Raw genomic sequence first — 26,226 nt, 5'->3', positions numbered from 1 at the left:
AGAACCCTGTGCGGCCCGCCCCGATTGCAAATCGGTGTTAGCTTGGTTTAGGTCACTGACTTACCGAAACGACCATTTTTTGATTAAGATAATCGTTACTTCCACATGCGCCTGGACTTGACTGTGTACCAATACCCACCCAGGCATCGTGGCCGGAGTCAACCCAAGGTGCCAGGTAGGCTTTAATATTATAAGTCCTTGCTGGCAAATTTTGTAATGCCGTTTTAATGTTTAAGTAATTTGCACTGCACCCGGTCCCGCTGTGAGTAATGTAAACATTGTCTACAATCTCATAAACGCCGGGAGTTGTTTTGTCAATGGCAATTAAAAAATACCAGTTTACCTGGGTGTCATTGTAGGATACTGAGTAAGTCCCTGTGATGTCAATGGTTATATCATTGATCGGAGTTGCGACAGTAAAGGTACCGTTGCGATTAAGATCAATTGCACATGCAGGTGGAGGAGTACCCCCGTTAAACGTACATAATGGAGAATTGCTCGACGCAATATAGACTGCGACTCCAGGTGTACTTTGGGAAAACGAAGATATTGAGGTGGATTTTGCAATGGGTGCTAATGCCACCCACCCGGTTCCGTCCCAATAGTATTCTCCAATTTTAGCAACAAGAGTCGGGTAGGCCGTATTGGTGGAAGTAATACCCGCATTCGTGTTATATACATGCATACCCGCAGCCGCAATACCCGCCAAACCCCAGGTGGTGGTATTGGCAAGAGAAATTCTTGGCATCAAAAGCCCTTTATTTGTACTCTCAATTTCCAACGCTGAACCAGCATTAATTGTCGTCGGATTTGTTCCGATTTTAACCTGTGCGAAAACGGCCGAAAAGCCGGGCAGCAGGGCAAAAAGAAAAATGACCGCCGAAGTAATTCTTAAAGAACGTTGTTTGGTATTCATGCGAGTATTTGTGTTTTTTATGGTTGATAGGTGATAACGTTTTGTGTTGATTGGTTCGGGCTGTTTTAAATCGCGTTGGGAATGGCTATCCCATGGACGGCCTGATAGCAAATCGGTGGTAGCTTATACAAGATGGATTTACTCAGACACACTAAGGACGAGGCTGGTTTTATAGGTATCACCGCACACACCCGGATTTGAATACTGACCGATCCCAATCCAAGTTCCTGTACTGGGATTTTTCCATGGCGCGCCGTATACTGCTACCGAATAATTGCCAATCGCGGCATCTTTCATAAACGATTTTATATTGATAAATCCGGATGAACATAGTAAGCCGCTTTCGGTTATAAAAAATGGTCCGACATTCTGCGTTGGTCCGGATGGTGGCGTAATAGCAAGCCAATAAGTGAAAGTTACGGGTAACGTATTATTTGATGCTGAATAACTTCCGCTTATATCTATAATCACATCATTGGTCGCCTGTGTGATCGCAAATGTGCCTGTTAGGTTTAAAAAGGTTCCGCAGCTTGGCGATCCGCAATAGCCTGTTGTAGAAACGGGCAAATACAAACCAACACCACTGGTCTGGCTAAAAATATTGCTGCTGGTTGTCTTTTTAGATTGCCACGTTGCAACTCCATTTGCATCCGAAGTCAAAACTTTCGCAGCTCCCTGCGATCCATCAGCAATCGTAACCTTTCCCGTCGTTTTATCAATGATTACCTTATTTCCAGCTGTGGAGCTTTCCACCTCTAAATTATTCGCCGTATTAATAGTAGTAGGATTCGTTCCAATCTTCACCTGTGCAAAAAGCGTAGATGAACAAAACAATGCCGTTGCGAAAATGCCTGCCCTGAGGGTTCTTTTAATTAGTTGTGCTATGTTCATTGTGTGTTTGATAGAGTGTACGTTTTAAAAGTAAATAAATGTGTGCGTGATGGTTAAATAATAGCTTTTTGGGTTTTTCGTCAGGCACAAGCCCGTCCTGGTTAAGCCAACACGGCCGGTGGGCCGTATTGGCTTGCTGTGATCATTTTGATTTGTGTGTACTTTTGGTCTGTTTATTGGTTTCCATCAGGAAAATTGAGGTAAGGTTTACACTATTTTTTATGTGCCTGTATAATCAGGGTCTGGCCAGTTTCACAAGCAGCAAAAACACCATTAACACCACTATTTGTAACCATAGGGAAACGGACCGGTACGAATAAAATCGATTCATTGGCTTTATTAAGATTAAATTTCAGGGCTGGCTTTGTGCATGGTGCATCAACTCCCCATTTCCATCAGGAAGGGCAATCAACAACCACCGAAACAGTCAAAGTATATCAGTACAAACTGATCACCAGAGGCTTATTCGTCGTTTTTCTTTTGAATACAGATTGAAAAAGAGCTGCGTGTTTGCAGAAGAAAGCCTGCGCCCGTGGGGCCGGCGTGAGACTGGTTTACTTAAAGTGTAAAATTGAAGCATATAGTGTTATGGTTTGTGGTTGTGTATAGATATTTTTTCATGGCCAATAAAGTGAGTATGTTAGAGGAGGGTATATTTAAATCTTTCTTTTAAAACTGGTTTTTTATCTAAAAAAGGTTTCAACTAACTATTGTATATATACGTAACTAAACTAAATCCTTTCGTACCATTTGCCCGTATGAAAAATTTCTTTTCGTTTTCATGACAGTTGCACAGGCAATTGCTTTTAATATTATCAGGATTCCTTATATACCTTCTCACCTGATCTCCGTTTTCACTTAAATACCTTTCTATTTTCATATCGGTTACATTTATGCGCTTCCAGAATATTTACAACAGGACAAATGTAAATCATTCAATAAAGAATAGTATTAGCACTAGTACGTCACTCCATTAGAAACATTTCTAACACTATTCACTTCCAGTAGTAGTTATACTACCGGAAAATTGGGTTATTAATACCTAATATTGCAGAACATTACTCTCCATAATAACAGGGCTCAATTTAGATTATGCCAGCAAACCCGCGAATACTCATCATTGAGGATCATGAAATCGTGATATGGGCATTAACAAAAGTGATTACAGGCACATTCGCCAATGCAACGATTTTCTCCGCACCTACTCTTGATCAGGGAATAGAAATACTACAAGACAACTTCATGAACCTGGTGGTTGTCGACGTTGATATCCCTGGTGGAAACAGTATTAAAATGATTGCGGCCCTTAGAAGTGCTCAACCTAAAGTACAAATACTTATCCATACCGGCATGGAGGAAGATATTTATGCTTTGGAGTATCTATCGGCAGGTGCCAATGGTTTTGTGTCAAAAAAAGCACCGTTCCTTACGGTTTCCGAGGCCATCAAACTGGTCATTAGCGGAAAAAACTACATCAGCCCGCTAACAAAAAATATCATTTCAGATAATTTTTTAAGAGGCCGTTCGCGTGAAGCAAACAGTTCTAATCATTTCAATCTAACGATCCGGGAAAAAGAGATCACCAGACTCCTTCTTAAAGGAAAATGGACCAAGGAAATTGCAAACGAGCTGGGGCTCCAACTAACGACCATCAGTACACATAAAGGCCGGATTTTTGAAAAATTCGGTGTTACGAATTCAATTGAGCTTTATATCAAAATTCAGAAGGAACTTCCTTTGTTCCTGAAAGAGCTAACCTGACTGGTTCAAAAAACAGCTTCTGAAAATCACTGACCGGTACAATAATGCACTTTGTTACCAATCCATACGATTGTAACAACTTAAAAATTACCTGCACTTTTGCCGCACCCCGAATAGCACAACTACTAAACAGTAAGATCAAACGAAGTTTCCTGACCGGACTCTTCCACAATTTCACATCCAATTTAAATTCTATTCTTCCGGATCTAACCTGCAAAATACAGCAGGTTAATCTGAGCTATCACCACCATATTTTTGCGCCCTCCCAGGATTTCATTAAAACAATATCACTTAAACCATCCATTTTTATGACAAATGTCAGACTTACACAGATTCTCTTTACCTTTTTCATTTTTTTTTTGAGCCCGGCATGTGCTCAAAAAATCAAGTATACGATACATCATTATACATCTGACGACGGACTGCCTCAAAATAGTATCAAAAGCATTACGGCCGACTCCGAGGGGTTTATCTGGATGGGAACGGAAGATGGCCTGGTGCGCTATGACGGAAACCGGTTTTATACCTTCAATGCCGCCAGCCTGCAAATCAACAATACCCGTTCCATTTTTATGCAGCCAGCCCTGCGGCAGCATCCAAAAGCGAAGCGCGCACAACAGGGCAGCAATGCGATAACCTATGTTTTTTTTATGGGCTCTCCTTCCGTAAAAATTGAAAAAGGAACGGCAATCCTTGATACTGCCTATTATAACCGGGATTATAAACAACTCGCCCCATTCAAAAAAGAAACGCCTTACCTGTTCCAATCCACCGGACTCCCCAATTTCCTGATGAGGATGACGCCCCTGAGGCATTATCTGATCCGCTCGGGGAACACGGATAATGATTTTTTTATATGTGACAGTTCACACATCACCTCGTATAAAAACTGGAAGCCAAAATACAGCCAGGAATTCCGTACGGACAATCTTTGGAACTATTTTGTAATTGGAGCTGACCTGTGTTATTTTCATGAGAAGGCAGCAGCAATCACTATTTTTTCTCTCAAAACAAAAACAACACTGCCGCTTTCCGGGGATATTCTCAAAAATCCTGCGTTCAAAACCCATAAAAAAAATATCAGGATTTACTGGAACAATGTTTCCGACCAGGTTTATCTCTATCTAAAAAAAAGCCTGTATATTCTTAGAATTCCTGATGGCAAACATGTTGCAGGCCAGCGTACCAATTCGGTACTTCCTTCTACAACATTACTGGTGGAGGATTTTGACCTGGTTTCCACCGGGATTGAAGAAATTTATTACGATCAATTGAACAAACAGGTATTTCTTGGAAGCGGTACAGAGGGGCTTTACGTATTAAGTCAGCAGCAGTTTCAGACGATTAACGTTAAAGGGGATTTCCGGGACAATGTTTTTTATGCACAGGTACCTAACGACCAAAACACTGTTTTAACTGCCGACGGAAGAATAGTTGGAAAGGATTTTACTACCCGAACAACCCTTGACAGGTTTGAACCCCTGATCCGTCGCTTAAATGGTGACGATAAGTTCAGTATGATAAAAACTAAAAATGGTGATATCTGGACAAAACAAGGTTCCGTCCTTTTCCATTTCAACAAAACCAGGGATAAAGTACTGGGTGAGTGGCATTTTAAATATAATGTTGATGCCATGCATCAGGATCCTTCCGGCAGGATCTGGTTTGAATCAAACGATGAGGGATTGTTTTACATCGATGCAAAAGATAAGAATGACAAACCTGTACTTTTAATAAAAAATCCACAGTTAAGGATCACGACCATAAAATCCGGCAGGACCGGTCATTTACTGGTGGGCACACAAACGGGATTGTATGATGTTGATATCCATTTGAAAAAAGAGTTTGTTGTTGCTGGTACAGCAGGGCTCCACATCAAAAGTATCTATACCGATACTCAAAATAATAACTGGATTACCACTTTGAAAAAAGGTATCCTGTTGCTGACGCCAGAGGGCAGTCTGATCACATTTCCCCTGGACAAAAACGAATACCTGGCGAGCCCTCACTGCATTGTCAGTGATCAGGTGGGATATTTCTGGATACCTACCAATACCGGTCTCTTTCAGATCGCTTCGGAAGATTTGTTACGCTATGCTACGCTATCCTTACCGCAAAATCCCAATGCGATCAAACAACCTTTGCCGTCCGGGCTATTTTATAATTTTCACACCAAAAATGAAGGCTTTAATACCAACGAATTTAATGGAAGTTGTGATCCATGTGGTGTAAGGCTTCAAAACGGATATATTTCATTGCCTTCGTTAAATGGATTGGTCTGGTTCAATCCTGAAAAATTTACGACAAACGAACCCAATGGAAATATTATACTTGACAAGGCAGAAGTCAATCAGAGACTTTTAAATACCTCGCACGACACGCTGTATTTTCCATTGAATCCGCATCGTATCAGACTTCAGTTTGCGACTGTCTATTCCGGCAATAAATATAATCTTACTATGTCCTACGTCCTTGTCAAAAAAAATGAGACTGTACTACCGTCCGACTGGATAACAATTCAAAATGATAATTTCATAGTCGAATTTTCCAGTCTCAATTCCGGAAATTATACTTTACTTGTTAAAAAACTAAACGGATTCGGGATCAATAATTACACCGTAAAAAAAATATTTTTTGTAGTACCGCTTTTTTGGTATGAAACCTGGTGGGCCATTGTTCTTATGATTGCGGCTCTACTATTTATAATCTATTCCTTTATTGTGCTCAGATTGAAAAAGATAACGCTTGCCAATGAACGGCTGGAAGAAATAATTACACAACGGACGGATTCATTAAAGGTAACACTTGAAGAGCTGGAACAGTCAAAAAATCAGATGGGCGGGCAATTGCAACTGATGTCCACCTTACTTGCTTCTATATCACACGATATACAGTCGCCATTATATTATATTTTCCATGCTTCGGAAGAAATTGGACCTTTGGTTAAAAAAGGAGACCTTGATAATATTTTGAAAATTGGTATTCTGATTTCAGATGTTTCCAGAAGAACAGGAAATATGCTCCTGGATTTACTTAATTACCTGAAAGTTAATGTTTATGGCAAAAGAATGTCTTTTGAAATGATAAATCTGTCAGAACTTATCGATGAAAAGCTGGCTATTTTCAAAACGACAATCGCCAGTAAGCGTAGTCATTACATAAATGAGATTCCTGCCCAAGTCCAAGTGCGCTCCGACCTTCAAATGCTTTCGATTATTATTCACAATCTGCTCGATAATGCTGCTAAATATACCTATAATGGTGAAATCAGAATTTATACCCAAACAAATGATCAAGGCAACATTGAACTGATCATATCAAATAGCGAAAAAGGCCTGTCTCCCCAAATCATTGAACTTCTCAACAATAAGACTATTGAAAAAAACGAAGAGCAACCGTTACGTCGGGCACAAACAACCGGACTCGGTCTTTTGATCGTTAAAGAAGTCGCAGATATCTTAGGCATCTCCATCAGAGTCACTCAAACGGACCAAACTGTTTTTTATCTGGAATTTTACGGATAATTACAATCCAATATTTTGGAAATAAAATGTCGTCTTGTAACAACGGGTAAGTAACATTACAAAGTGATTCCGGGTTTCGAACTTTTGTAATGTTACTTATTACTCAATGAGAACAAATTACGCGTTATTTACCATCCTGATATACCTTGAAACCATAAGCCTCAGAACAGTGAGAAATGCGGACTAAGTTCCACGCCATACTCACAAATTCCTTAGATCGGAAGATTGTTTGGTGTTGCCAACTGGGCTTTGAGTCGGCCAATCGCTTTCCCTTGTTTACTAAAATGCCACCCGCGACGAATCATATGAAAAATTTGCTAAAATATTAAAAAAATCAATAAATTATTACGAATTCGAAATGAATTACTGATCAACTATCTTCAACCTATAAAATTAAAACATGAAATTAGACATCGGCACAAAGGAAAAACCAATCATTTTGAAGACACCTCCATTATCCTCCGAATTCACCATCCATGCAGACACAACAAAGGATGGCAAAGAAATCCTGGTATGCTCAGTGGGAAAAACGGTTTTGCACTATGATTAGCGTTGCCTCTCAGACCTTCATGAGATGCTAAAAGAGCACGGTGATTGGATGGGTTGCCGTTGCAGATGAACACTATGATACCCGGCCGCGCAGCGGAAGCTTCCACGAAAAATGAAGTAATCAGAAAAGCCAAGACTGCCATTGACTTATGGGTTGCAGCCGACCCAAACGCCCGCCTGCCATTCGAGCTTTTTTTATTCTCCATTTTGCAAAATTTATACAAAAAAGTGTGCCGTTTTATTGAGCCACCTCAGAAAGTACTTAGGATTTGATTAGAATCTTATAACTACTGCAAGTTGCGCAGTGTCTTAAAATCTAAAATCCTTCAAAACAAGGTTACTTTGGTCCTGGCTGGGCACCCTGGTCCGTCCATGCTCCACTTTAGATACACCTGAATACTGTTTTTGGTCAGATCCTTCAGCAGCAGGTTCACCGAAAGGAAAGTACTTAGACTACTATTTTATTTAGTTCGCATTGCAGGCATGCAAAACCCGCCAGATCGAGTTCATTCTTTACTGCCTGTGTTACTTTTTCAAGGAGAAACACCTTGTCATTATATTTCAAGGTATTTTGTGCAATGAGATAAGCGCGTTTTTCAGTATTCGTGTCGCCGGATAAAATAAGGACCTCAGGGTGGACTTTACAAGTATAAGCAGCCTTCGCTTTTAGAATTGCCAGCCGTGCAGTCGTTTCAATATATTCAGCGTAATTATTTGTGGACATCTGGCATCTTTTTGAAAAGGAAAGTTAGGTACTTCACCTGTAATAAGCCACTGGTGCATATAAAGCTTATGTTAATTATGGCAGAGCAAATAGTAACAACAGCATCCGTCTTTAGATAAGACCCCACAACCTTATATCAGGCAACCAGATAAGAAATTTTGTCGGCAATGATAAACAGGAAATTATTCGGATCTTTTGTACGATTTTTCGAGAAACTCTAAACGCCGGATTATGGATCGTGCAGTCTCTACTGGACTTCAGCACAATATTATGTTTTCGCGAACACCTGTATGCAAACACTTTAAGTCAATAAGACCAAAGCTTTCCCTGATTCGAGTTTAAACTTTCCGTAATGCGCTTGTGTCATGGCTGCTTGACGGCGCAGAAATTTATGCTCTGCGCTAATATCCCGGATGTCTTAGCCAAAATGCCCGCCTACATAATTTTTGGTAAGCTCCTGCCTGGGATTTTTGAAAATGTTCTCTGTACTGTCATATTCAATCAGTTCGCCCAAATACATGAATGCCACCTTGTCCGAAATGCGCTGGGCCTGCTGCATATTATGCGTAACAATGACAATAGTATAGTCTTTTCTCAGACTTAAAATCAGTTCTTCGATTTTCCGGGTGCTGATCGGGTCCAAAGCTGAGCAGGGCTCGTCCATCAAAATGACCTCAGGCCGCAATACGACTGTGCGGGCAATACAAAGCCGCTGCTGCTGTCCTCCGGATAATTTCACGGCCGGCTTTTTTAGCTCATCCTTTACTTCATCCCACAAATAACTTTCTTTCAGGGCCGATTCAATGAGCCCGGGAATTTCATCCTTTGGAAACTGATGAATATTAAGCCCGTAAGACAAGTTCTCATAAATACTTTTGGGCAAGGGGTTGGGTTTTTGAAAAACCATGCCGATCCGTTTGCGGATTTGGGTCACCGGATTTTTTTTATCGTATACATCCAGCTCGTTCAATTGGATCGTTCCCTCAATCCGGGCATCGGCTGACAAATCATGCATCCGGTTGAAACAGCGAAGCAATGTGGATTTCCCGCAGCCCGAAGGACCAATCAAGGACGTTATCTGGTTTTCTCCAAAATCAATATTAATATTTTTTAATATCTGTTTGCTTCCAAAAAACAGATTTAGGTTGTGGGCCGATAATTTCACATGATCCATTTTACTGCTGTGTTCTGTTTTTAAAACGTATATAAAAGGCTGTCAGATTGAGCAGAAAAACCATCGCAATTAAAACAACCGAAGTCCCATAGGCCAGTGGACGGACCTGCTCAATGGACTGATGCTGGGTAGAAAGCATGTATATGTGATACGGAAGTGCCATAAACTCCTGGTTTACCGAAGAAGTCAGACCATTGATGTAAAAAGCCACACCAGTAAATAAAATGGGTGCAGTCTCACCTGCAGCTCTTGACAATGTTAGAATAACACCGGTCAGAATGCCGGGTAATGCACTGGGCAGCACTACATCTTTAATGGTTTCAAACTGGGTGGCGCCTAATGCCAGCGTGGCTTCACGCATACTGTTTGGTATCCGCTTCAAAGCCTCTTCGGTAGTTGTAATAATGTAGGGCAGCGAAAGCAATCCCAGGGTCAGGCCGGCAGAGAGCACCGAAGTACCAAGCCGGAATGCCTGTACAAACAAGGCCAGGCCAAAGAGTCCGTAAATGATGGAAGGTACACCGGCCAGATTCCGGATACTTGCCCGGATGACATTCGTCAATATGGAAGGGAAAGCATACTCATTCAGATAAATGGCACAGGCCACACCAAAAGGAACTGCAAACAGCGTAGTGATCAGTGTTAGCCATAGTGTACCGATGATCGCAGGCAGAATCCCTCCCTGGGTCATACCTTTTGCAGGAGGCTGGCTGATAAATTCCCAGGTAACCGAGGACATACCCTTCGAAAAGATATCTACCAGAATAATACCCAGCACAGCGCAAACCAGCAGTGTGCTTCCCAGCAAAACGAACCAATTCAAGAAAATAATCAATCTAGCTTTCATGCGTGAAACTTTCTTAACCTGTTAGCAAAAAACTCGCCCAAAAGATTGATTAGCAAGGTAATAATAAACAAAACAACGGCTATTGCAAATAAGGCGAAATAATGCGTGGTCTGGTACGGTACCTCTCCCATCTCGATGGCGATCGTTGCCGTAATGGTCCTTATCGAGTCGAGAAAACCTTTTGGCAATGCGGCGGCATTTCCCGTAGCCATTAAAACCGTCATGGTTTCTCCCAGCGCCCTTCCAAGGCCAAGCATTACCGCGGCGATAAGTCCTGGCAAAGCGGCCGGCAGGGTCACCTGAAAAAGTGTAGCCCATTTATTGGCACCCAGCGCCAGGGAAGCTTCCTTGTAAGTTTTAGGAACGGCACTAATAGCGTCTTCGCTGATGGTTATAATGGTAGGAAGTGCCATGATGGCTAAGAGAATGGAACCATTCAGCGCGTTAAGCCCATTTTGGATCCCGAAAACCCTGGCAATGGCAGGGCCAACCAGAACTATCCCCAAAAATCCAATGGCCACAGAAGGGATCGCAGCAAGCATTTCAATGACAGGCTTCAAAATGGTACGTAACGTATCAGGCGCTAATTCCGACAGAAAAGTAGCCGTGAAAATGCCAAGCGGAACAGCGATCATCATCGAGCCTAGCGCAACAAAGCCCGTACTGGCCAGCAAAGGCAAAATGCTGTAATTACCTGCATCACTGCCAGGATTCCATTGGGAGCCCGTAAAAAAATCAATGGGATTGCCCTTCGCGAAAAAAGCGATGCTGTTAAAAAGCAGCATGAAGAAAATTCCTCCCAAAAGACCAATAGTAACAAGACCTGTGGCTCGAAAGACCATTTTCAGCAGTCGGTCGATAGCTTCCCTTTTACTGGCATTCATAGTTTTCTTAATGGATAATAACCTGCGGAATGGATAATGGATTGTCCTGCCTGGCCTTTCTCATAGTCAAGGAAAGGTTTTATCTTAATATAAGACGACGTTTTGTAGTATTGAAAAAGCGGCCTTTGAAAAAAATATTTTCCGGCTGCAATTTTTTGCGCATCCAAAGGAGAAACTGCATCCTTATTTTCCTGGGTATAGACAGGAAGTATTTTCAAGGCCTTGCTCCCTCCATGGCTAACGTATCCCGCGCCGACATAACCGATGCCCGAATGATCAGCACGGATCGCTTCCAGAATCTGGGCATTACCATTCATTTCTTTTGCATTACGGCTAAATTCAATGGACAGCTTGTCTTTGACAAAATCATGCGTACCCGAGTTGCTTTGTCTGCCATAAATATTAACAGGAAGATCTTTATTAGCTAACGATTTCCAGGTGCTGTATTTTCCACTGAGCACTGCGGCTAAGTCGTTAGTGCTGATCGAGTCAATGGGAAGATCTTTTGCGACCACAATGGCGATGGCATCCTGCGCAAAAATGAAAGAATCAATTTGTATTCCTTTTTGTTGAAACAGCGTTATTTCCTCTTCATTGATACTGCGTGAAGAATTGGCTATATCTGCTGTATTATTAAGCAATGAGGCTATACCCAAACCAGAGCCTCCTCCGGAGATCGAAACAAATACGATGGGATTCATGACGTGAAAGGATTCAGCAAGCTCGACGGCCAGGTTCACTTCGGTATCAGACCCTTTGATTTTTATCGTTTTATCCTGCTCAATGCAGGATTGCAGAAGAATTGCCAGGCAAAAGAAACAATACTTCATATCTGATTCGCTCAATAGAACTTAAGGCATCAAAATAGTTGATCTGGGAATTTGCCCGACATCAAAAAACCGCTACAAAGATAAGTAATGTATAACAACCTTAGATTACCAAAATATTAACAGTATAACCTCCCATAAAAAAACAGGCATCCCGCAAGTCGCAAGTCAATCCTAACGATATCGTTACCAATTATGCATTTCAGCGGAACCCGAATAACAAAAGGTTTTTCACCTAAAAACAGATTCTCTAATTGATTTTCAGTCGGCGGAATCGCCCCGGCAGTAGTAGCAGGAATTTGCCCTGGCTAAAAAAATGAAGATAGCCTGAAACTTAAGAGGTATAAAGAGCCATTTACCCGGCCTTTTCTTCTTCTGGCATCTGGTTGACCGAATCGTAGGTTTACTTGATTTTCCTCAGGCTCTGTCTAATGTATTCAGGCCTTACCCGGCCAGTACCGATGCAATCCCCGGTTTGATTTGTTGCATCATCGGGGCAGTACAAAGCCTGCGCTGTGCGTAGTGATTGGAGAGATAATATTTTTTGATAAATACAAACAGTGAGAACCTTTTTTGATTTTAACTCCTGATGTGCAGGAAGGCATTGAGGGAGGCCTACTTAAAAAATTTAACGCAATGTGAAAACTTTTCATTGGAAGATTCCAGCCTGAGCATGTAGACCTAAAAGACTTAAGATACTAGTATACACGAAGATACAAACTTATAGCTGCCGTAAAAAAGGCTAATCATAAAAACATTCATGCCTATTTACTTTCTTTAAGTTCAATTCCTGATTTCCTTGCAAAAGTTGTAGCTATGTCTATCGAGGCTAAAAAAGTAAAATTTATTACAAAAGCAGACACCTCTTCCAAGATAGCCGACAGTACCACAAAATAGACAGAAGAGATCAAGAAAGTGCTGGAGGCATTTTCTGCAACAAAAAAAAGTTCGATCAGTGGGAAAAAAACATTTATGTCCGCGGTTTCGACAGCTTCATTGTTAAATAAAGAGCCCGAAAAACGGCGAGAAATATTGCATTTGAATCGGCCATCATCATACCAGCCCATTCGATTCCTCTCGTCAAACCGTCAAGGGAGTTTGTAAATCAGCGGAAAGAACGCAAACTTGTATCTTAGTAACTATTCACAGATAAGCTAATACAAACAAAGACCGGGCACACTTTGCCCGGTCTTTTTACTTAAAACACGGTGTAAACAAGGAGAATGGTTTAAAATCAACACTCCAATGCCACGCTAAATCATTTAAACTAGCGATGCAGACCTTAATCTGTAAACTAATGCAATCAGGTTTTCTTCTTATTTCCGGTAAATCTGGTCTATTCGGATACCGTCGGCAATGATTTTTCTGATCTTGTTCTCTTCTAACCAGTTCTTGAAACTTCAATAAATCGCTTGAAGTAATTTAAAACGTATACACCTACCAGTCACACCTTGCCAAAATTGCCATAGAATCTCACTTGCTACGCCTACCAAAACGGTAAATCCATCGCGAAAGACAGGTTAAATACGGGTTCGTTCGCTATTCTTCATTGGATAATTTCACAAACAACTTTAAATAAGCAACTTACAAAAAACTAACGGCGCAACTTTTGAGCGTAAAATGCCAGAAGAAAACTTTTTTAACATTTTTTTACAAGAATCAACTAACTGAATATCAAACTATTACAAACAGTAAATTATATAATGCAAGGGGCGCAACAAAAGTTGCGCTTTTACAGCATATCGCAGCAGCCTTACTTTGCAATCATCATAACAGAAAAAAACAAAGTAGAAATGTCCGCTATCGAAAGAAGCGATTTTAAACCAAAACCAATGTCATATGTTTACTTCCAACCCCTGGGCTGATTATATCACTATGCTCGCCCCCTTAATCGCAGGTTATTACCTAATTGTCGGCCTCAAATTCTATGGCCGGGATTTAAAAGCACGGATTGCAGCAAAACGTCGAAATATGGGCAGCAGAGTAGCCTTGCATCACCAGGACTTTAACGTACCTGACCCACCAGATATTGAATTGAATACAATAACAGCACATGCGAAACAAGATCAGTCTGTCGCTGGGAAACAAGATGCTGAAATTCATGATGATACAGATCAACCAGCAGCCTGGCAGAATGAAGAACTCTTCGATCAGGTTGAGCAGCTTGCTGCCCATCTGAAAGAGGCAATCGAAGAGGCTCATGAAAAAGAATACGGCAAACAGGATTTGATCCTGCTGCTTCAAATGACTTTAAAAGAATACCCGGCCATGAGTGCCAAGCCTTTCCAAACAGCGATCAATAACCTGATCGAAACTGAATGTGCAAAATACGGCTCCATCCACCTGCGTGAACAAGATACCGAGGCGATATGGAAGCAGGTGGGATGATGGAGTGCAGCTTCCGGCGAAAGGCTTCCCGACTTATCTGACGGGAAGCCCTCCTGGAACCAACTGAGCAAATTATGTTCAACTTTTAAATAATGTGATATGAGAGCGAGGCGATTGATTTTAAAAGGCAAACAGCGTTTGCTGTTGACACTGGCAGCGGCGGTCACAACGCTTGTCGCAAGGGCGCAAGACGGCGCGGCCGGCATCGAAGAAGCAGATTCAAAAGTTCGGGAGTATTTTGAACCAGGCACGAACCTGATGTATGCCATCGGAGCTGTACTGGGGCTGGTAGGTGCCATAAAAGTATTTCAGAAGTGGAATGCCGGCGACCAGGATACAGGCAAAGTTGCGGCTGCCTGGTTTGGCAGCTGTATATTCCTGGTTGTGGTGGCGACCGTACTTCAATCCTTCTTTGGAATATAGTACTGTACGCCCAGCAATGAAATTCCATTTTAACATGCGAGCCAGGCCACAGGATATAAATCCCAAAGCTTTTTTCGGAAAATAATCAGAAACAACTGTGCCGTTGGCAAATCAGCCTAAACCTCAAAGGTTTCTTATCATTTAGATTCCAAAAGCACGCAAATGGCCTATGAGCTCCGCAAAGTTACCGATGGAGCAGCCGGTATGGAGGATTTTATTCTCCTGCCGGTTTTAATTCAGCAAAAAAAATTAATTCTATCAAATCAGTTACACCAATGAAAAGCCAAACCAATAACCAAAATTATCAGCCCCTGGCTCCTATCCTACCGGTAGTAGAGCCTACAAAGTTTAAATCTTTTCAGGATTTAAAACTCAGCGTCATCCAGCAGCAATTGAAACAAAAACTCTGGGCCCACACCCTGATCATCAACCCTGAGCTACTTTTGGAACTGGAACAAAATGAAATTCTAAACGAATATCTTGATAGAAAAATACAGGAGGTACTGCCCCTGCTCGACCAGCTTTTTAATGAGCAGAAACCAGAGTACATCATTGAAGAACTGTGCTTAAAAGAGCTTACAGCAGATATACGGCCATCATATTTTCAATATAATTTAAATGTACTTGAACGCGAGTTCCCTGAAACCTACAAAACATGGGAGCAAAATGGCATTCTGACGTATGAAATCATCAATTTTCATCAGTACTGCCGCCGCAAATATGGCCAACCCGTCTCAGTAGTAGAGAATACCGACAATGACCAAACATACAGTATGGTGACCGGGCAGCTCCAGCAATATCTGGAAGAACAAACTCAGCTCCAAAACGAAAATGGACTTACACAACCAGCGTAAAGATCAAAAATAAATACACCAACAGAAATCGTCAAGAAAATGGCCTACAACGCACTGCATAAACTTGAAGCGAACACGGAGGCAATCCGGATTGCACTGGAATGGGGTGGCAAAAGCCCGATCAGCCCGTCTGAGCGAATCAGCCTGGAAAAGTATTCGGGTTTTGGAGGCATCAAGGCCATTCTTTACGGGGACGGCAGTGAGCAAAGCTGGATTCAGCAAGGTGCCACTTCAGCGGATATGAAACTGTATGCATCCATGCAAAAGTTTTATGATCTGCTCAAAAAGCATCTTGACCAAAAGCAGTACAAAGCAGTCACACAGTCACTGAGAAGCAGCATATTGACGGCATTCTACACCCCTGAGGTGATTCCTTCCACCCTTTTTGACTCATTAAAACAGCACGGTATTAAATTTACCAATCTGTATGAGCCAAGTGCGGGAGCTGGTATATTTATCAATCACGCACTAAAAAACTTTCCAGCAGTCAATCAGGTTACTGCCGTTGAAAAGGATTTACTGACAGGTAAAGTATTGCAGGCACTGACAAGCCAGCCTGAAAGACCTGTCAAGGTCCATATTAAGGGATTTGAAGAAGCACCAAAGGATGATAACGGCAAGTATGATCTGATCGTGAGCAACATTCCTTTTGGGAATTTTGCCGTCTATGACCCTGACTTTGTAAGCAAGGAGCTTAGCGGCAAGATCCATAATTACTTTTTTGCCAAAGGCCTTGATAAGCTGTCCGATGGCGGTCTGTTGGCTTACATTACAACGGATGCATTTTTGAACAGTCCGTCTAACTCACAAGCCAGAGACTACCTTTTTGATCGGGCCGATTTTATCAGTCTTTCGGTCATGCCCGATAATTTGATGAGCGAAACCGGGGGAACTCAGGCGCCAAGCCATCTTCTGATCGTTCAGAAGAATTCTTCGAAGACTGTTCTTTCAAAAGATGAAAGGCTACTGACCCAGACTGTATCCGACTCTAATTCCTACGGTACGTATCATATAAACCGTTATGTGAAAAATCATCCCGAAATTCTGATTGGCAGTCAGATTAAAGAAGGCACAGACCAGTACGGAAAAGCGCATCAGGTTGTATGGCAAAATGGTGATATCAGCGGGATCGAGCAGAAGCTGACCGAACTGATAACCGGCGATCTCGCTGCACGCTACAACCAGGCGCTTTTAACACCCGCTCTGGAAATAAGACCAGCTGTACGGGCCGGCAAGAAATTAACTTTTATGCCGCTACCGGAAACTAAGACCACAGCGCAACCCGTGCAAATGGGGTTATTTGATACGCTACCTGTTCAAAGCAGCAGCAAAGGTGCAGCCTACCTCACACAGATTGACATTAAACTCGTTGACCGAAATACGGCCAGGATCATCGCTGTCGTCAAAACCAAAGAGCGGCCTGAGCACGAAAGCATTGTGCTTCTGACTGCCAAAGCGGCAGGCAAACCCTTTTACAATTACAAATTGTATTCGAATGTTGCCGAAATAAGTACTTCGCAACGCTGGATGAACGGGGCTTTTTTGAACCTGGCTTTAAAGCAGCTGGCGAGTGAGCTTAAAAAGTATGATCATCACTACCTTTATGAAGGTGATAAAACACTGCAAACCGCTTTCAACCTGGCACCTGATGCAATCAGCACCATCAAACTGGCAAAACCGTTTTACAAGGAAGGCGCCTTAGTCTTTGACGGTGAGCGTGCCGGGAAGCTGGGTAAGGTAAACGAAAATCTGGGAGAAGCGCAGTTTGAGCCGGTTCAGTATTTGTTAAAAAACAGGGATATTTACAAAGGCTACATCGTAATCCGTGATGCGTATTTAGAGCTGATCGAAAAGGAAGCGGCACTCAAAGAACCCCAGCACAAGATACGCGAAAGTCTGAACAGTCAATATGAGGATTTCGTACTGGCATACGGGCAGATGAACAGCCCCTCAAACCGGAAGCTTATTTTGGAAGATGGTTTGGGGCTAACCATACTTTCATCGGTCGAACTGCGGCAAGAACAACACTTTGTAAAGGCTGATATTCTGACAATCAGCCAGTTTAAAAAACCGGAAGCCTTCCGCACAGATGATGTGATCGAGGCCCTGGCAAGATGTCTGAACGACAAGGGAAAAGTGGACATGCCCTTTATCGCGCTGGCAACAGATCTGGACAGCGCAGAGGCCATCAAACGCCTTGAAGGTCATATTTTTTTGAATCCTGTGACCTTTGGCTGGGAAACACGAGATCAGTATCTGAGTGGTAACGTTGTTAAAAAACTTCGGACTGCCCAGGCGCAGACCCATGCACATCCCAATGATGCCCAGCTTCAAAAGAGCCTGGAAGCAATTAGCAAGGTTCAACCCGAGAGGATCCCCTTTGAGTTGCTTGATTTTAATCTTGGTGAGCGCTGGATACCACTCGACTTCTATGACCGGTTTGCGAGTAATCTTTTTGAGAAAGAAACCAAGATCAGTTATTTTGATTCACTCGATGCTTTCAAAGTAGAAAGCAAAGGATTCAGTTTAAAAACCCAGCGCGAGTATGCGGTCTCACCAAAAAGCGGCCGCAGCATGTACGGAGAAACCATCCTGGAACATGCGCTGGAAAACACCGCCCCTTTTTTTACCTATGAAGTTGAAAGAATAGATGGCAGCAAGGCCCGCATCCCGGATAATGAAGCAATACAGCTGGCTAACCAGAAAATCGAAAGTATCAGATTAGCATTTCAAAACTGGCTCAAAGAGCTTCCGTCTGAGGATAAAAAGCATCTTGAAAAGCTTTACAATGACACCTTTAACTGTTTTGTACTGCGTGAGTATGACGGCAGCCATCTAAGATTTCCGGGTCTCGACAAGAAAGCGCTTGGTATCGATGATCTGTATAGTTCGCAAAAAAATGCGGCATGGCGTATCATTCAGAACCGGGGCGCCTTGATTGATCACGAGGTTGGCCTTGGTAAAACACTGACAATGATCATAGCGGCCCATGAAATGAAACGGCTCGGCATTGCCAGTAAACCCATGATTCTGGCACTGAAAGCAAATGTAAACCAGATCACAGAAACCTACCGCAAAGCCTATCCGTCCGCCCGTGTGCTTGCCCCTGGTGAAAACGATTTTAGTCCTGACAAACGCCAGCGGCTGTTTCATGAAATCAAAAACAACGACTGGGACTGCGTAGTACTGACCCATGATCAGTTTGGCAAGATACCGCAATCGCCTGAGCTGCAACGCGAGATTTTCCAAACTGAGCTTGATCACGTGGAAAAAGATTTGAAAACCGTCACAAACCTGGGTGGGGACATCTCCAAAAGTATGCTTAAAGGGCTTGAAATCAGAAAGAAAAATCTGGGCGTGCGGCTATTGGAACTTGAAAGAAACATTGAAGAGAAAAAGGATACGGGTATTGATTTTAAATCGATGGGGGTTGACCATCTTTTTGTGGACGAGTCCCATAAATTCAAGAACCTGACTTTTACCACGCGTCATAACCGCGTGGCAGGTCTTGGTAACATGGAGGGAAGCCAAAAAGCGCTTAACATGCTATTTGCAGTGCGCACACTCCAGGAAAAGTTTGACGCGGATCAGTGTGTTACGTTTTTATCGGGCACCCCGATCTCAAACAGTCTGACAGAAATGTATCTTCTTTTCAAATACCTAAGACCCAAAGAAATGCAGCGTCAAAAGATTGAGAATTTTGACGGCTGGGCAGCAGTATTTGCACGTAAAACCGTTGATTTTGAGTTTTCGGTAACCAATGAAATCATTGCCAAAGAGCGATTCCGACATTTTATTAAGGTCCCTGAGCTTGCACTTTTTTACAATGAAATCACGGATTACAAAACGGCCAGGCACATTAGCCTGGACAAACCCGAGCTTGATGAGAAACTGATCAACATTAAACCGACCCCTCAGCAAGAGGTCTTTATCAAAAACCTGATGCATTTTGCTCAGACCGGAGACGGTTCACGGATCGGACGCGGCAGACTTTCTCCACAAGAGGATAAAGGAAGGATGCTGATTGCGACCAATTACGCCAAGAAAATGGCAGCAGATATGCGGCTGGTGAATGAGCATCAATACGGTGACCATCCTGGAAATAAGGTCAATCATTGTGCGGCGAAGGTGGCTGAAATTTACCATCAAAGCAGCGCGCACCGGGGTACGCAGATTGTCTTCGCGGACATCGGAACTCCCCAACCTGACGGATTTAATATTTACGACGCATTAAAACAAAAACTGACCAAAGACTATAATATCCCTCCACATCAGATCAGCTACATCCATGATTGGACGGATAAAAGCAAGCCAGAACTATTTAAACGGATGAATAGCGGTGATATCAGGATCCTGATCGGCAGTACCGAAAAGGCAGGCACAGGTTTGAATGTACAAAAACGGATCGTTGCGATGCATCATATGGATATACCGTGGCGGCCATCAGATCTGGAACAACGCAATGGCCGCGGCGCTCGTCAGGGCAACATCATCGCCAAAGAATTCTACGGAAACAAGGTCCAGAATTTCATTTACGCAGTTGAGCAGAGCCTGGACAATTACAAGTTTAACCTATTGAAAAACAAGCAGACTTTTATCTCCCAAATGAAAAACTCATCGCTGCATGTACGCACGATTGACGAGGGTGCCGGGGATGAAAAAAGCGGAATGAACTTTTCAGAATACATCGCCTTGCTGTCAGGAGACACATCGCTTCTGGAAAAATCAAAACTGGAAAAGAAAGTAGCGGTACTCGAAAGCCTGAAATCAGCCCATTATAAAGAATCGACCCGAAGCGGATTTCAACTGGAAAGGTTAATTAAAGAGAAGATTGAGACCACAGATACACTCAAAATATTGAAAGCGGACGAAGCAGTCTATAAAGGGAATCTTAAATTCGAAAAAGAAGGCACCAAGGCTAACCCACTCGAGTTAAGCGGACTAAAAGAAAAAACATCCGAGGCTGCCGGCAATCACATTCTATCACTGTATCAGAACTGGAAACCACCATCTGCTAGCCAGGATACACGGCGAATTGGTAAGCTCTACGGATTTGATCTTTTTATCCGCAGCAACCAGCAGCACTGGGAAGATGAAAGAGGTAAACTTCGCTTTGAAAATTATAATAGTCTTTATGCCCAGCGGGATGGCAGCGAGATAAAATACACTTTTAACAAAGGCCATCCCAGTACCGAAAACCCAAAACTAACCGCGCGGTACTTTCTAAATGCCATCGACCGCGTAACCAGTGCCCGTGAGCAAACAGAAAAGCAATTAGCTGAGCTGGACAAAACAATTCCGGCACTTGAAAAGCTTTCCAAAAAGCCTTTTGAAAAAGAGCAGGAGCTTGCAGCGCTTAAAAACGAGCTTTCCAATTTGGAAAGGGAGATTACCATCCGGATTCAGCAAAAGCAGCTTGAAGGTAGTTCACAGCATGAAAACCCAAGTCAGAATATCGGCCCTTCGGCTGAATTAAAAGTTCAGTCAGCTATTGAAGATGGCAAGACCAACATTATGGCGTTGCATCAGGATGAGACGGAAACACCCCGGAGAAAAGGACTTAAAATGTAATAACCATGGCAAACAGCACCTACCAGATCAATAAAGGAATTAACAAAAGTATAGTTTTTAAGGGCCTGCGGGCTCAGTACATCTGGTACATGGGAGCCGGAATGTTCGCACTTTTAATCCTTTACGCAGTCATGTACATGGTCAAAGTCAACACTTATATCTGTCTGGGAATCACGCTCTGTCTGGGTGCTGCGATGATCATGGGCATTTACCATCTAAGTGCCACCTATGGAGAGCACGGGCTAACCAAAGCCCTGGCTAAACGAAGTGTTCCCATGGTCTTAAAATCCAAGTCACGAAAGGTATTTAGGTCAGGTAAAAATACAGAAACTCGTTAACCGGCCGACGTATGCAGGTGAATAAATTTCATATTTTTCAAGATAAATCAAGTGTAGAGATGGAAAAGTTGCTGGATGATTTATTACCGGTCCTTGATATTGAGCATGGCTGTATCCTTTCCAAACAAGGAGATATGACAATGGTTTTCCAGGCTGAACTGCCCGAGATATTTACGCTTTCCGATCCGCAGTACGGTGCCTTTCACCAGACCTGGGTCAAAGCTTTGAAAATGCTGCCGGTAGGAAGCGTCTTTCAAAAACAGGACTGGTTCATTGATAGCAGGTATTCACCTGATTTAACCAGTACAGATATTAGCTTTCTGAGCCGCAGCAGTGAAGACTTTTTTACAGGACGGCCTTTTCTGGACCACAGCTGCTACATCATGCTGACAAAAAAACCACTTGACCGTAAGCTATCGAGCTCGCTATTTTCAAATCTGATCCGCCCCAGCCTGGTACCAGCAGAAACGCTGAGCAGCCAGTCGCTGCACGATTTTGTTGACTCAGCCGGGCAATTCAGAAGGATTATGGAGGATTCTGGTTTTGTCAAGCTTCGCCAGCTTAAAGAGGGTGAACTTTTCAGCCAATCGCGTAAATCCGGGCTTATTGAAAAGTATTGTTATCTGACTGCTGGCGATAACGGAAGGTTAATCCGCGACCTGCACTTTGATAAAGGCATACAAATCGGAGACCGGTTCTGTCAGCTTTACAGTTTGGCAGATGCGGCAGATTTTCCTGCGATTTGCAGCCCGTCGGTCACCTACGAGCGCTATTCAACCGATAAAACCAAATTCAGCACCGGTTTTGCATCACCACTGGGCCAGCTACTGAATTGCAACCACATTTTTAACCAGTTTATTTTTATAGAGGATGCAGACAAGACCCTCAAACGGCTTGAAAGCAAACGACTCAGACTGCAATCACTTTCGGTTTACGCCAGGGAAAATTCGCTGGCGCTGGATGCAACCAACGAATTTTTGAACGAGGCAATCAGCCAGCAGCGGCTTCCGGTCAAAGCGCATTTCAATGTGCTGGCCTGGACAGATTCACAAAGCGGGCTCAAAGAACTGAAAAGCACGGTATCGTCTGCGCTGGCGCAGATGGATATTGCAGCCAAAGTCGAAACCACCGGTGCGGCTCAGATTTTCTGGGCAGGAATTCCTGGGAACGCCGCGGATTTTCCGATCAATGAAACCTTTGACACGTTTGCTGAACAGGCAGCCTGTTTTCTAAACCTTGAAAGCGGCTACCGCAGCTCTGACAGCCCGGTGGGTATGCGGCTTGGGGATAGGTTAACCGGAAAGCCGGTGCATGTGGATATATCCGATGAGCCCATCCGTATGGGTATCTGCACAAACCGGAATAAGTTCATCCTCGGTCCCTCTGGCAGCGGCAAAAGCTTTTTTACCAACCATATGGTCAGAAGCTACTATGAAAGCGGGGCGCACATTGTGCTGGTTGATGTAGGCCACAGCTACAAAGGGCTCTGCGATATGGTGGGCGGATATTATTTCACTTATGATGAAAACAATCCCATCAAATTCAACCCATTTTATTTAGGTCCGACCGGGTTACTGGATACAGAAAAAAAGGAAAGTATTAAAACGCTGCTTTTGGCACTTTGGAAAAAGGATGATGAGGTTTTCAGGCGTTCTGAGTATGTGGCGCTTTCGAATGCATTAACACTCTACTATGCCTCTTATAATAAAAAAGGGTCTGTGACCCTGACCCCGAGTTTTAATTCGTTTTACGAGTTCGTCCGTGACGAGTTCACCATTATACTCAAACAAGACAAGGTCAAAGATCAGGATTTTGATATCAATAATTTCCTGTATGTACTCATGCCCTACTATAAAGGCGGCGAGTTTGACTATCTATTGAATGCCACTGAAAATCTGGATCTTCTGGGTGAGCGGTTTATCGTCTTTGAATTAGATAATATCAAGGAGCATCCAATTTTATTTCCCATTGTTACCATCATCATTATGGAGGTATTTATCTCGAAGATGAGAAAGCTGGAAGGCATCCGTAAGATTATACTAATAGAAGAAGCCTGGAAAGCGATCGCAAAGGAGGGTATGGCGGAATACATAAAATATTTATTTAAAACGGTCCGTAAGTTTTTTGGCGAGGCGATTGTAGTAACCCAGGAGGTTGAAGATATCATCTCTTCCCCTATCGTCAAACAGGCCATTATCAACAACTCTGATTGCAAGATCCTTTTGGACCAGTCTAAATATCAAAACAAATTCGATCAGATTCAGGAGCTGCTCGGACTGACCGAAAAGGAAAAAGCACTTGTGCTCTCTGTCAATAAAGCCAACGACCCGCTTAGAAAATACAAGGAGGTTTTTATCAGTCTGGGCGGCACACTATCCAGAGTATACCGAACCGAAGTGAGCCCGAGCGAGTATCTGGCCTACACGACCGAGCAGACCGAAAAGATCAAAGTAGCCGAGTATGCGAAGAAATACGGCAGTATTGAGCAAGGAATTAAGGTGCTGGCACAGGAGCTTAAGGCGCAAAGTGGTCTGAAAAATTAAACATCACAAAACCGTTAAAAAGTCATGACAAAACGCATCCTATTCATTTTGGTACTGCTGACCGCTACACTGACACCGGTGCAGCAAACGCAGGCAGCTGTCCCCTGGGCAGAAATCATCAAAGCGATCATACGAAGAGTTGTCAAGGCTGTGGACCTGGTTATCCAGCGCAGACAGAACGCGGTCATCAAACTCCAAAATGCCCAGAAAGCACTGGAAAACACGATGGCCAAACTGCATCTGGACGAAATCACGGACTGGGTCAAAAAGCAGCGCGATCTATATAAAGAGTATTACGACGAGCTCAAAAAGGTGAAGGCGGTGATCAGCTACTATTTCCGCATCAAACAGATTGCTGAAAAAGAAATATTGATCGTCGAGCAGTACCAGAAGGCCTGGGGCCTGTTTCAAAACGATAAACATTTTACGGCTGCCGAACTCTTTTATATGCAGAAAGTCTATGACGGCATACTGGATGAAACAGCCAGAAATGTGGACCTGCTAAGCCTGGTCGTCAAATCCTTTACTACCCAGATGAGTGATGTGAAAAGACTTGAAATCATCGATCAGGCAGCTAAACAAGTAGACAAGGTTTATGATGAGCTGAGCAGTTTTAACCATGAAAATCAGCTATTGAGCCTTTCCAGGGCAAAAACCGAATTTGATGCAAAAGTGGTAAAAGAGCTCTACGGACTTTGAGATAAATAGATCTGCCATGAAAAAATCAATGATCTTAACGCTTCTGCTACTGACAGGTGGTTTTTGCCACGGGCAAAACTTCCGCGAGTGGTTCAGACAAAATGCGACCCAGAAAAAATACCTGATTGAGCAGATAGCCCATTTGAAACTATATCTAGAGCTGACCGAAAAAGGCTACAAGATTGCCAAGGAAGGGCTGACAACAATTTCAGACATCAAACGCGGAGAATTCAAACTGCATAAAAACCGGTTTGATTCACTTCTTATTGTCAACCCAAACATCGGTTCGTACAGCAGGCTGCAGCAGATCACTGATTTGCATGGGGTGGTTAACCAGACCTGCGAAAAACTGCCTGGTGAGCTTTCAGCTACCGGGACCTTTGATGCAGCCCAGCTTGCCTATATTAAGAAGGTACTCGCAATTCTGTATGAAGATTGTCAGGCGATTCTGGGTGGGCTCTTTACCGTAATCCGTAGTGGCAACGCATCAATGACTGATGATGAAAGGATACGGCGAATTGAGCTGTATTACCAGCAGATGCAGGATAATTACACGTTTGCCAAAAGTTTTGCGCAGCAATCGAGGCTGCTGGCAAACCAAATCCGAAACGAAAAGGCAGAAATAGAAAACAGCCGGGCTTTGCACGGCATAAACTAAAAGGAAATGAAAAAGATACTTCTCATTATATTCTTATTTACACTGGGATTGGCACCGACCCTTCCGGCGAGAGCACAAACTGCCGAGGTCACCCAACTGATCCTGAACATCGAGAAACTCGATGAGCTCAGAAAAATCCTGGAAGAACTTAAAAAGGGTTATGAGATCCTCTTTAAAGGTTACACCACCATCCGTGACCTGTCGAAAGGAAACTTCAAACTGCACGAAGCATTTCTGGACGGACTATTACAGGTTAGCCCGGCGGTAAAAAACTACGCCAGAGTGAAAGATATCATAGAGGCCCAACTGGCACTGATCAAAGAGTACCGGCAGGCCTATCAGCGGTTTTCGTCAGGCGGCTCCTTTTCAAAACAGGAACTAACGTATATGCAGGATGTTTACACTAAACTGATCGCCAAAAGCCTGGGTGATCTCGATGCTTTGACAACTGTACTAACCGCGAAAAAACTCAGGGCGTCTGACGATGAAAGACTCAAAGCGATTGACGGTATCTACGAGGATATGACCGATAAGCTCTCATTTCTAAGACACTTTAACAGCAATGCGTCTGTTTTGGCTGTTCAGCGTGAAAATGAGAAGAATGAAGCGCAAACCATGCAGAAAATCTTTGGTATAGAACCTTAAACCAGTACTA

Annotated in this window: 20 protein-coding genes; 12 read left to right on the top strand and 8 right to left on the bottom strand. The window is 43.1% G+C overall.

Annotation, left to right across the window (positions count from 1 at the left end):
• Positions 1–52 precede the first annotated feature (52 nt).
• Both FDK13_RS18870 and FDK13_RS36145 read right to left on the bottom strand, forming a co-directional pair.
• On the bottom strand, positions 53–916 hold the full coding sequence (locus tag FDK13_RS18870) for a phage tail-like protein (RefSeq protein ID WP_137341561.1): 864 nt from the start codon (positions 914–916) through the stop codon (positions 53–55).
• A 138-nt stretch (positions 917–1,054) separates the two neighbouring features.
• A complete protein-coding gene (locus FDK13_RS36145) occupies positions 1,055–1,807 on the bottom strand; it encodes a hypothetical protein (protein ID WP_229216101.1) in 753 nt (250 codons plus the stop codon).
• 1,092 nt (positions 1,808–2,899) lie between these two features.
• Here FDK13_RS36145 and FDK13_RS18860 point away from each other — a divergent pair.
• The 3 genes from FDK13_RS18860 to FDK13_RS35475 all read left to right on the top strand — a co-directional run bounded on the left by FDK13_RS18860 (position 2,900) and on the right by FDK13_RS35475 (position 7,642).
• Positions 2,900–3,568, top strand: coding sequence for a response regulator (locus FDK13_RS18860; RefSeq protein WP_137341560.1), 669 nt, complete (start codon positions 2,900–2,902; stop codon positions 3,566–3,568).
• A gap of 308 nt (positions 3,569–3,876) precedes the next feature.
• Complete coding sequence (locus FDK13_RS18855) at positions 3,877–7,092, top strand: sensor histidine kinase (RefSeq protein WP_170982841.1); 3,216 nt, start codon at positions 3,877–3,879, stop codon at positions 7,090–7,092.
• A gap of 400 nt (positions 7,093–7,492) precedes the next feature.
• Positions 7,493–7,642, top strand: coding sequence for a DUF6855 family protein (locus FDK13_RS35475; RefSeq protein WP_170982823.1), 150 nt, complete (start codon positions 7,493–7,495; stop codon positions 7,640–7,642).
• A gap of 447 nt (positions 7,643–8,089) precedes the next feature.
• Here the strand turns inward: FDK13_RS35475 and FDK13_RS18850 are convergent, their stop codons facing one another.
• The 6 genes from FDK13_RS18850 to FDK13_RS35470 form a co-directional block, all read right to left on the bottom strand.
• Positions 8,090–8,365: a hypothetical protein gene (locus tag FDK13_RS18850; RefSeq protein WP_137341558.1), complete on the bottom strand. Its 276-nt coding sequence runs from the start codon at positions 8,363–8,365 to the stop codon at positions 8,090–8,092.
• 418 nt (positions 8,366–8,783) lie between these two features.
• Positions 8,784–9,530, bottom strand: a complete 747-nt coding sequence (pstB, locus tag FDK13_RS18845; protein WP_220417385.1) for a phosphate ABC transporter ATP-binding protein PstB — start codon at positions 9,528–9,530, stop codon at positions 8,784–8,786.
• A 10-nt stretch (positions 9,531–9,540) separates the two neighbouring features.
• Positions 9,541–10,386 carry a phosphate ABC transporter permease PstA gene (gene pstA, locus FDK13_RS18840; protein WP_137341556.1) on the bottom strand — a complete coding sequence of 282 codons (846 nt, stop codon included), beginning with the start codon at positions 10,384–10,386 and terminating at the stop codon, positions 9,541–9,543.
• The gene (gene pstC / locus FDK13_RS18835) at positions 10,383–11,270 is read right to left on the bottom strand and encodes a phosphate ABC transporter permease subunit PstC (protein ID WP_137341555.1); all 888 of its coding nucleotides are present in this window, start codon (positions 11,268–11,270) and stop codon (positions 10,383–10,385) included. Before pstC ends, pstA begins: the two co-directional genes overlap by 4 nt.
• Positions 11,267–12,100, bottom strand: coding sequence for a PstS family phosphate ABC transporter substrate-binding protein (locus FDK13_RS18830; protein ID WP_137341554.1), 834 nt, complete (start codon positions 12,098–12,100; stop codon positions 11,267–11,269). Before FDK13_RS18830 ends, pstC begins: the two co-directional genes overlap by 4 nt.
• Positions 12,101–12,861: 761 nt before the next feature.
• A complete protein-coding gene (locus FDK13_RS35470; protein ID WP_170982840.1) occupies positions 12,862–13,164 on the bottom strand; it encodes a hypothetical protein in 303 nt (100 codons plus the stop codon).
• Positions 13,165–13,936: 772 nt separating this feature from the next.
• On the opposite strand from FDK13_RS35470, the gene FDK13_RS18820 reads away from it, so the two are divergent.
• The 9 genes from FDK13_RS18820 (at position 13,937) to FDK13_RS18780 (ending at position 26,216) form a co-directional block, all read left to right on the top strand.
• On the top strand, positions 13,937–14,485 hold the full coding sequence (locus FDK13_RS18820) for a hypothetical protein (RefSeq protein ID WP_137341553.1): 549 nt from the start codon (positions 13,937–13,939) through the stop codon (positions 14,483–14,485).
• A gap of 99 nt (positions 14,486–14,584) precedes the next feature.
• On the top strand, positions 14,585–14,908 hold the full coding sequence (locus FDK13_RS18815) for a DUF4134 domain-containing protein (protein WP_137341552.1): 324 nt from the start codon (positions 14,585–14,587) through the stop codon (positions 14,906–14,908).
• Between the two features lie 275 nt (positions 14,909–15,183).
• On the top strand, positions 15,184–15,762 hold the full coding sequence (locus tag FDK13_RS18810) for a hypothetical protein (protein WP_137341551.1): 579 nt from the start codon (positions 15,184–15,186) through the stop codon (positions 15,760–15,762).
• A 39-nt stretch (positions 15,763–15,801) separates the two neighbouring features.
• Positions 15,802–21,333: a helicase-like domain-containing protein gene (locus FDK13_RS18805; RefSeq protein WP_137341550.1), complete on the top strand. Its 5,532-nt coding sequence runs from the start codon at positions 15,802–15,804 to the stop codon at positions 21,331–21,333.
• Positions 21,334–21,338: 5 nt separating this feature from the next.
• Positions 21,339–21,671 carry a DUF4133 domain-containing protein gene (locus FDK13_RS18800; protein WP_137341549.1) on the top strand — a complete coding sequence of 111 codons (333 nt, stop codon included), beginning with the start codon at positions 21,339–21,341 and terminating at the stop codon, positions 21,669–21,671.
• Between the two features lie 59 nt (positions 21,672–21,730).
• Positions 21,731–24,214, top strand: coding sequence for a TraG family conjugative transposon ATPase (locus tag FDK13_RS18795; protein ID WP_137341548.1), 2,484 nt, complete (start codon positions 21,731–21,733; stop codon positions 24,212–24,214).
• Positions 24,215–24,238: 24 nt separating this feature from the next.
• The gene (locus tag FDK13_RS18790) at positions 24,239–24,913 is read left to right on the top strand and encodes a conjugal transfer protein TraI (protein WP_137341547.1); all 675 of its coding nucleotides are present in this window, start codon (positions 24,239–24,241) and stop codon (positions 24,911–24,913) included.
• 16 nt (positions 24,914–24,929) lie between these two features.
• Positions 24,930–25,571: a hypothetical protein gene (locus FDK13_RS18785; protein WP_137341546.1), complete on the top strand. Its 642-nt coding sequence runs from the start codon at positions 24,930–24,932 to the stop codon at positions 25,569–25,571.
• Positions 25,572–25,577: 6 nt separating this feature from the next.
• Positions 25,578–26,216: a TerB family tellurite resistance protein gene (locus tag FDK13_RS18780; protein ID WP_137341545.1), complete on the top strand. Its 639-nt coding sequence runs from the start codon at positions 25,578–25,580 to the stop codon at positions 26,214–26,216.
• Positions 26,217–26,226: the final 10 nt, after the last annotated feature.

This window comes from Dyadobacter frigoris, from assembly GCF_005280585.1.
In the GTDB taxonomy this organism is placed as follows: Bacteria; Bacteroidota; Bacteroidia; order Cytophagales; family Spirosomataceae; genus Dyadobacter; species Dyadobacter frigoris.
This window is presented reverse-complemented; position numbering and strand designations above follow the sequence as displayed.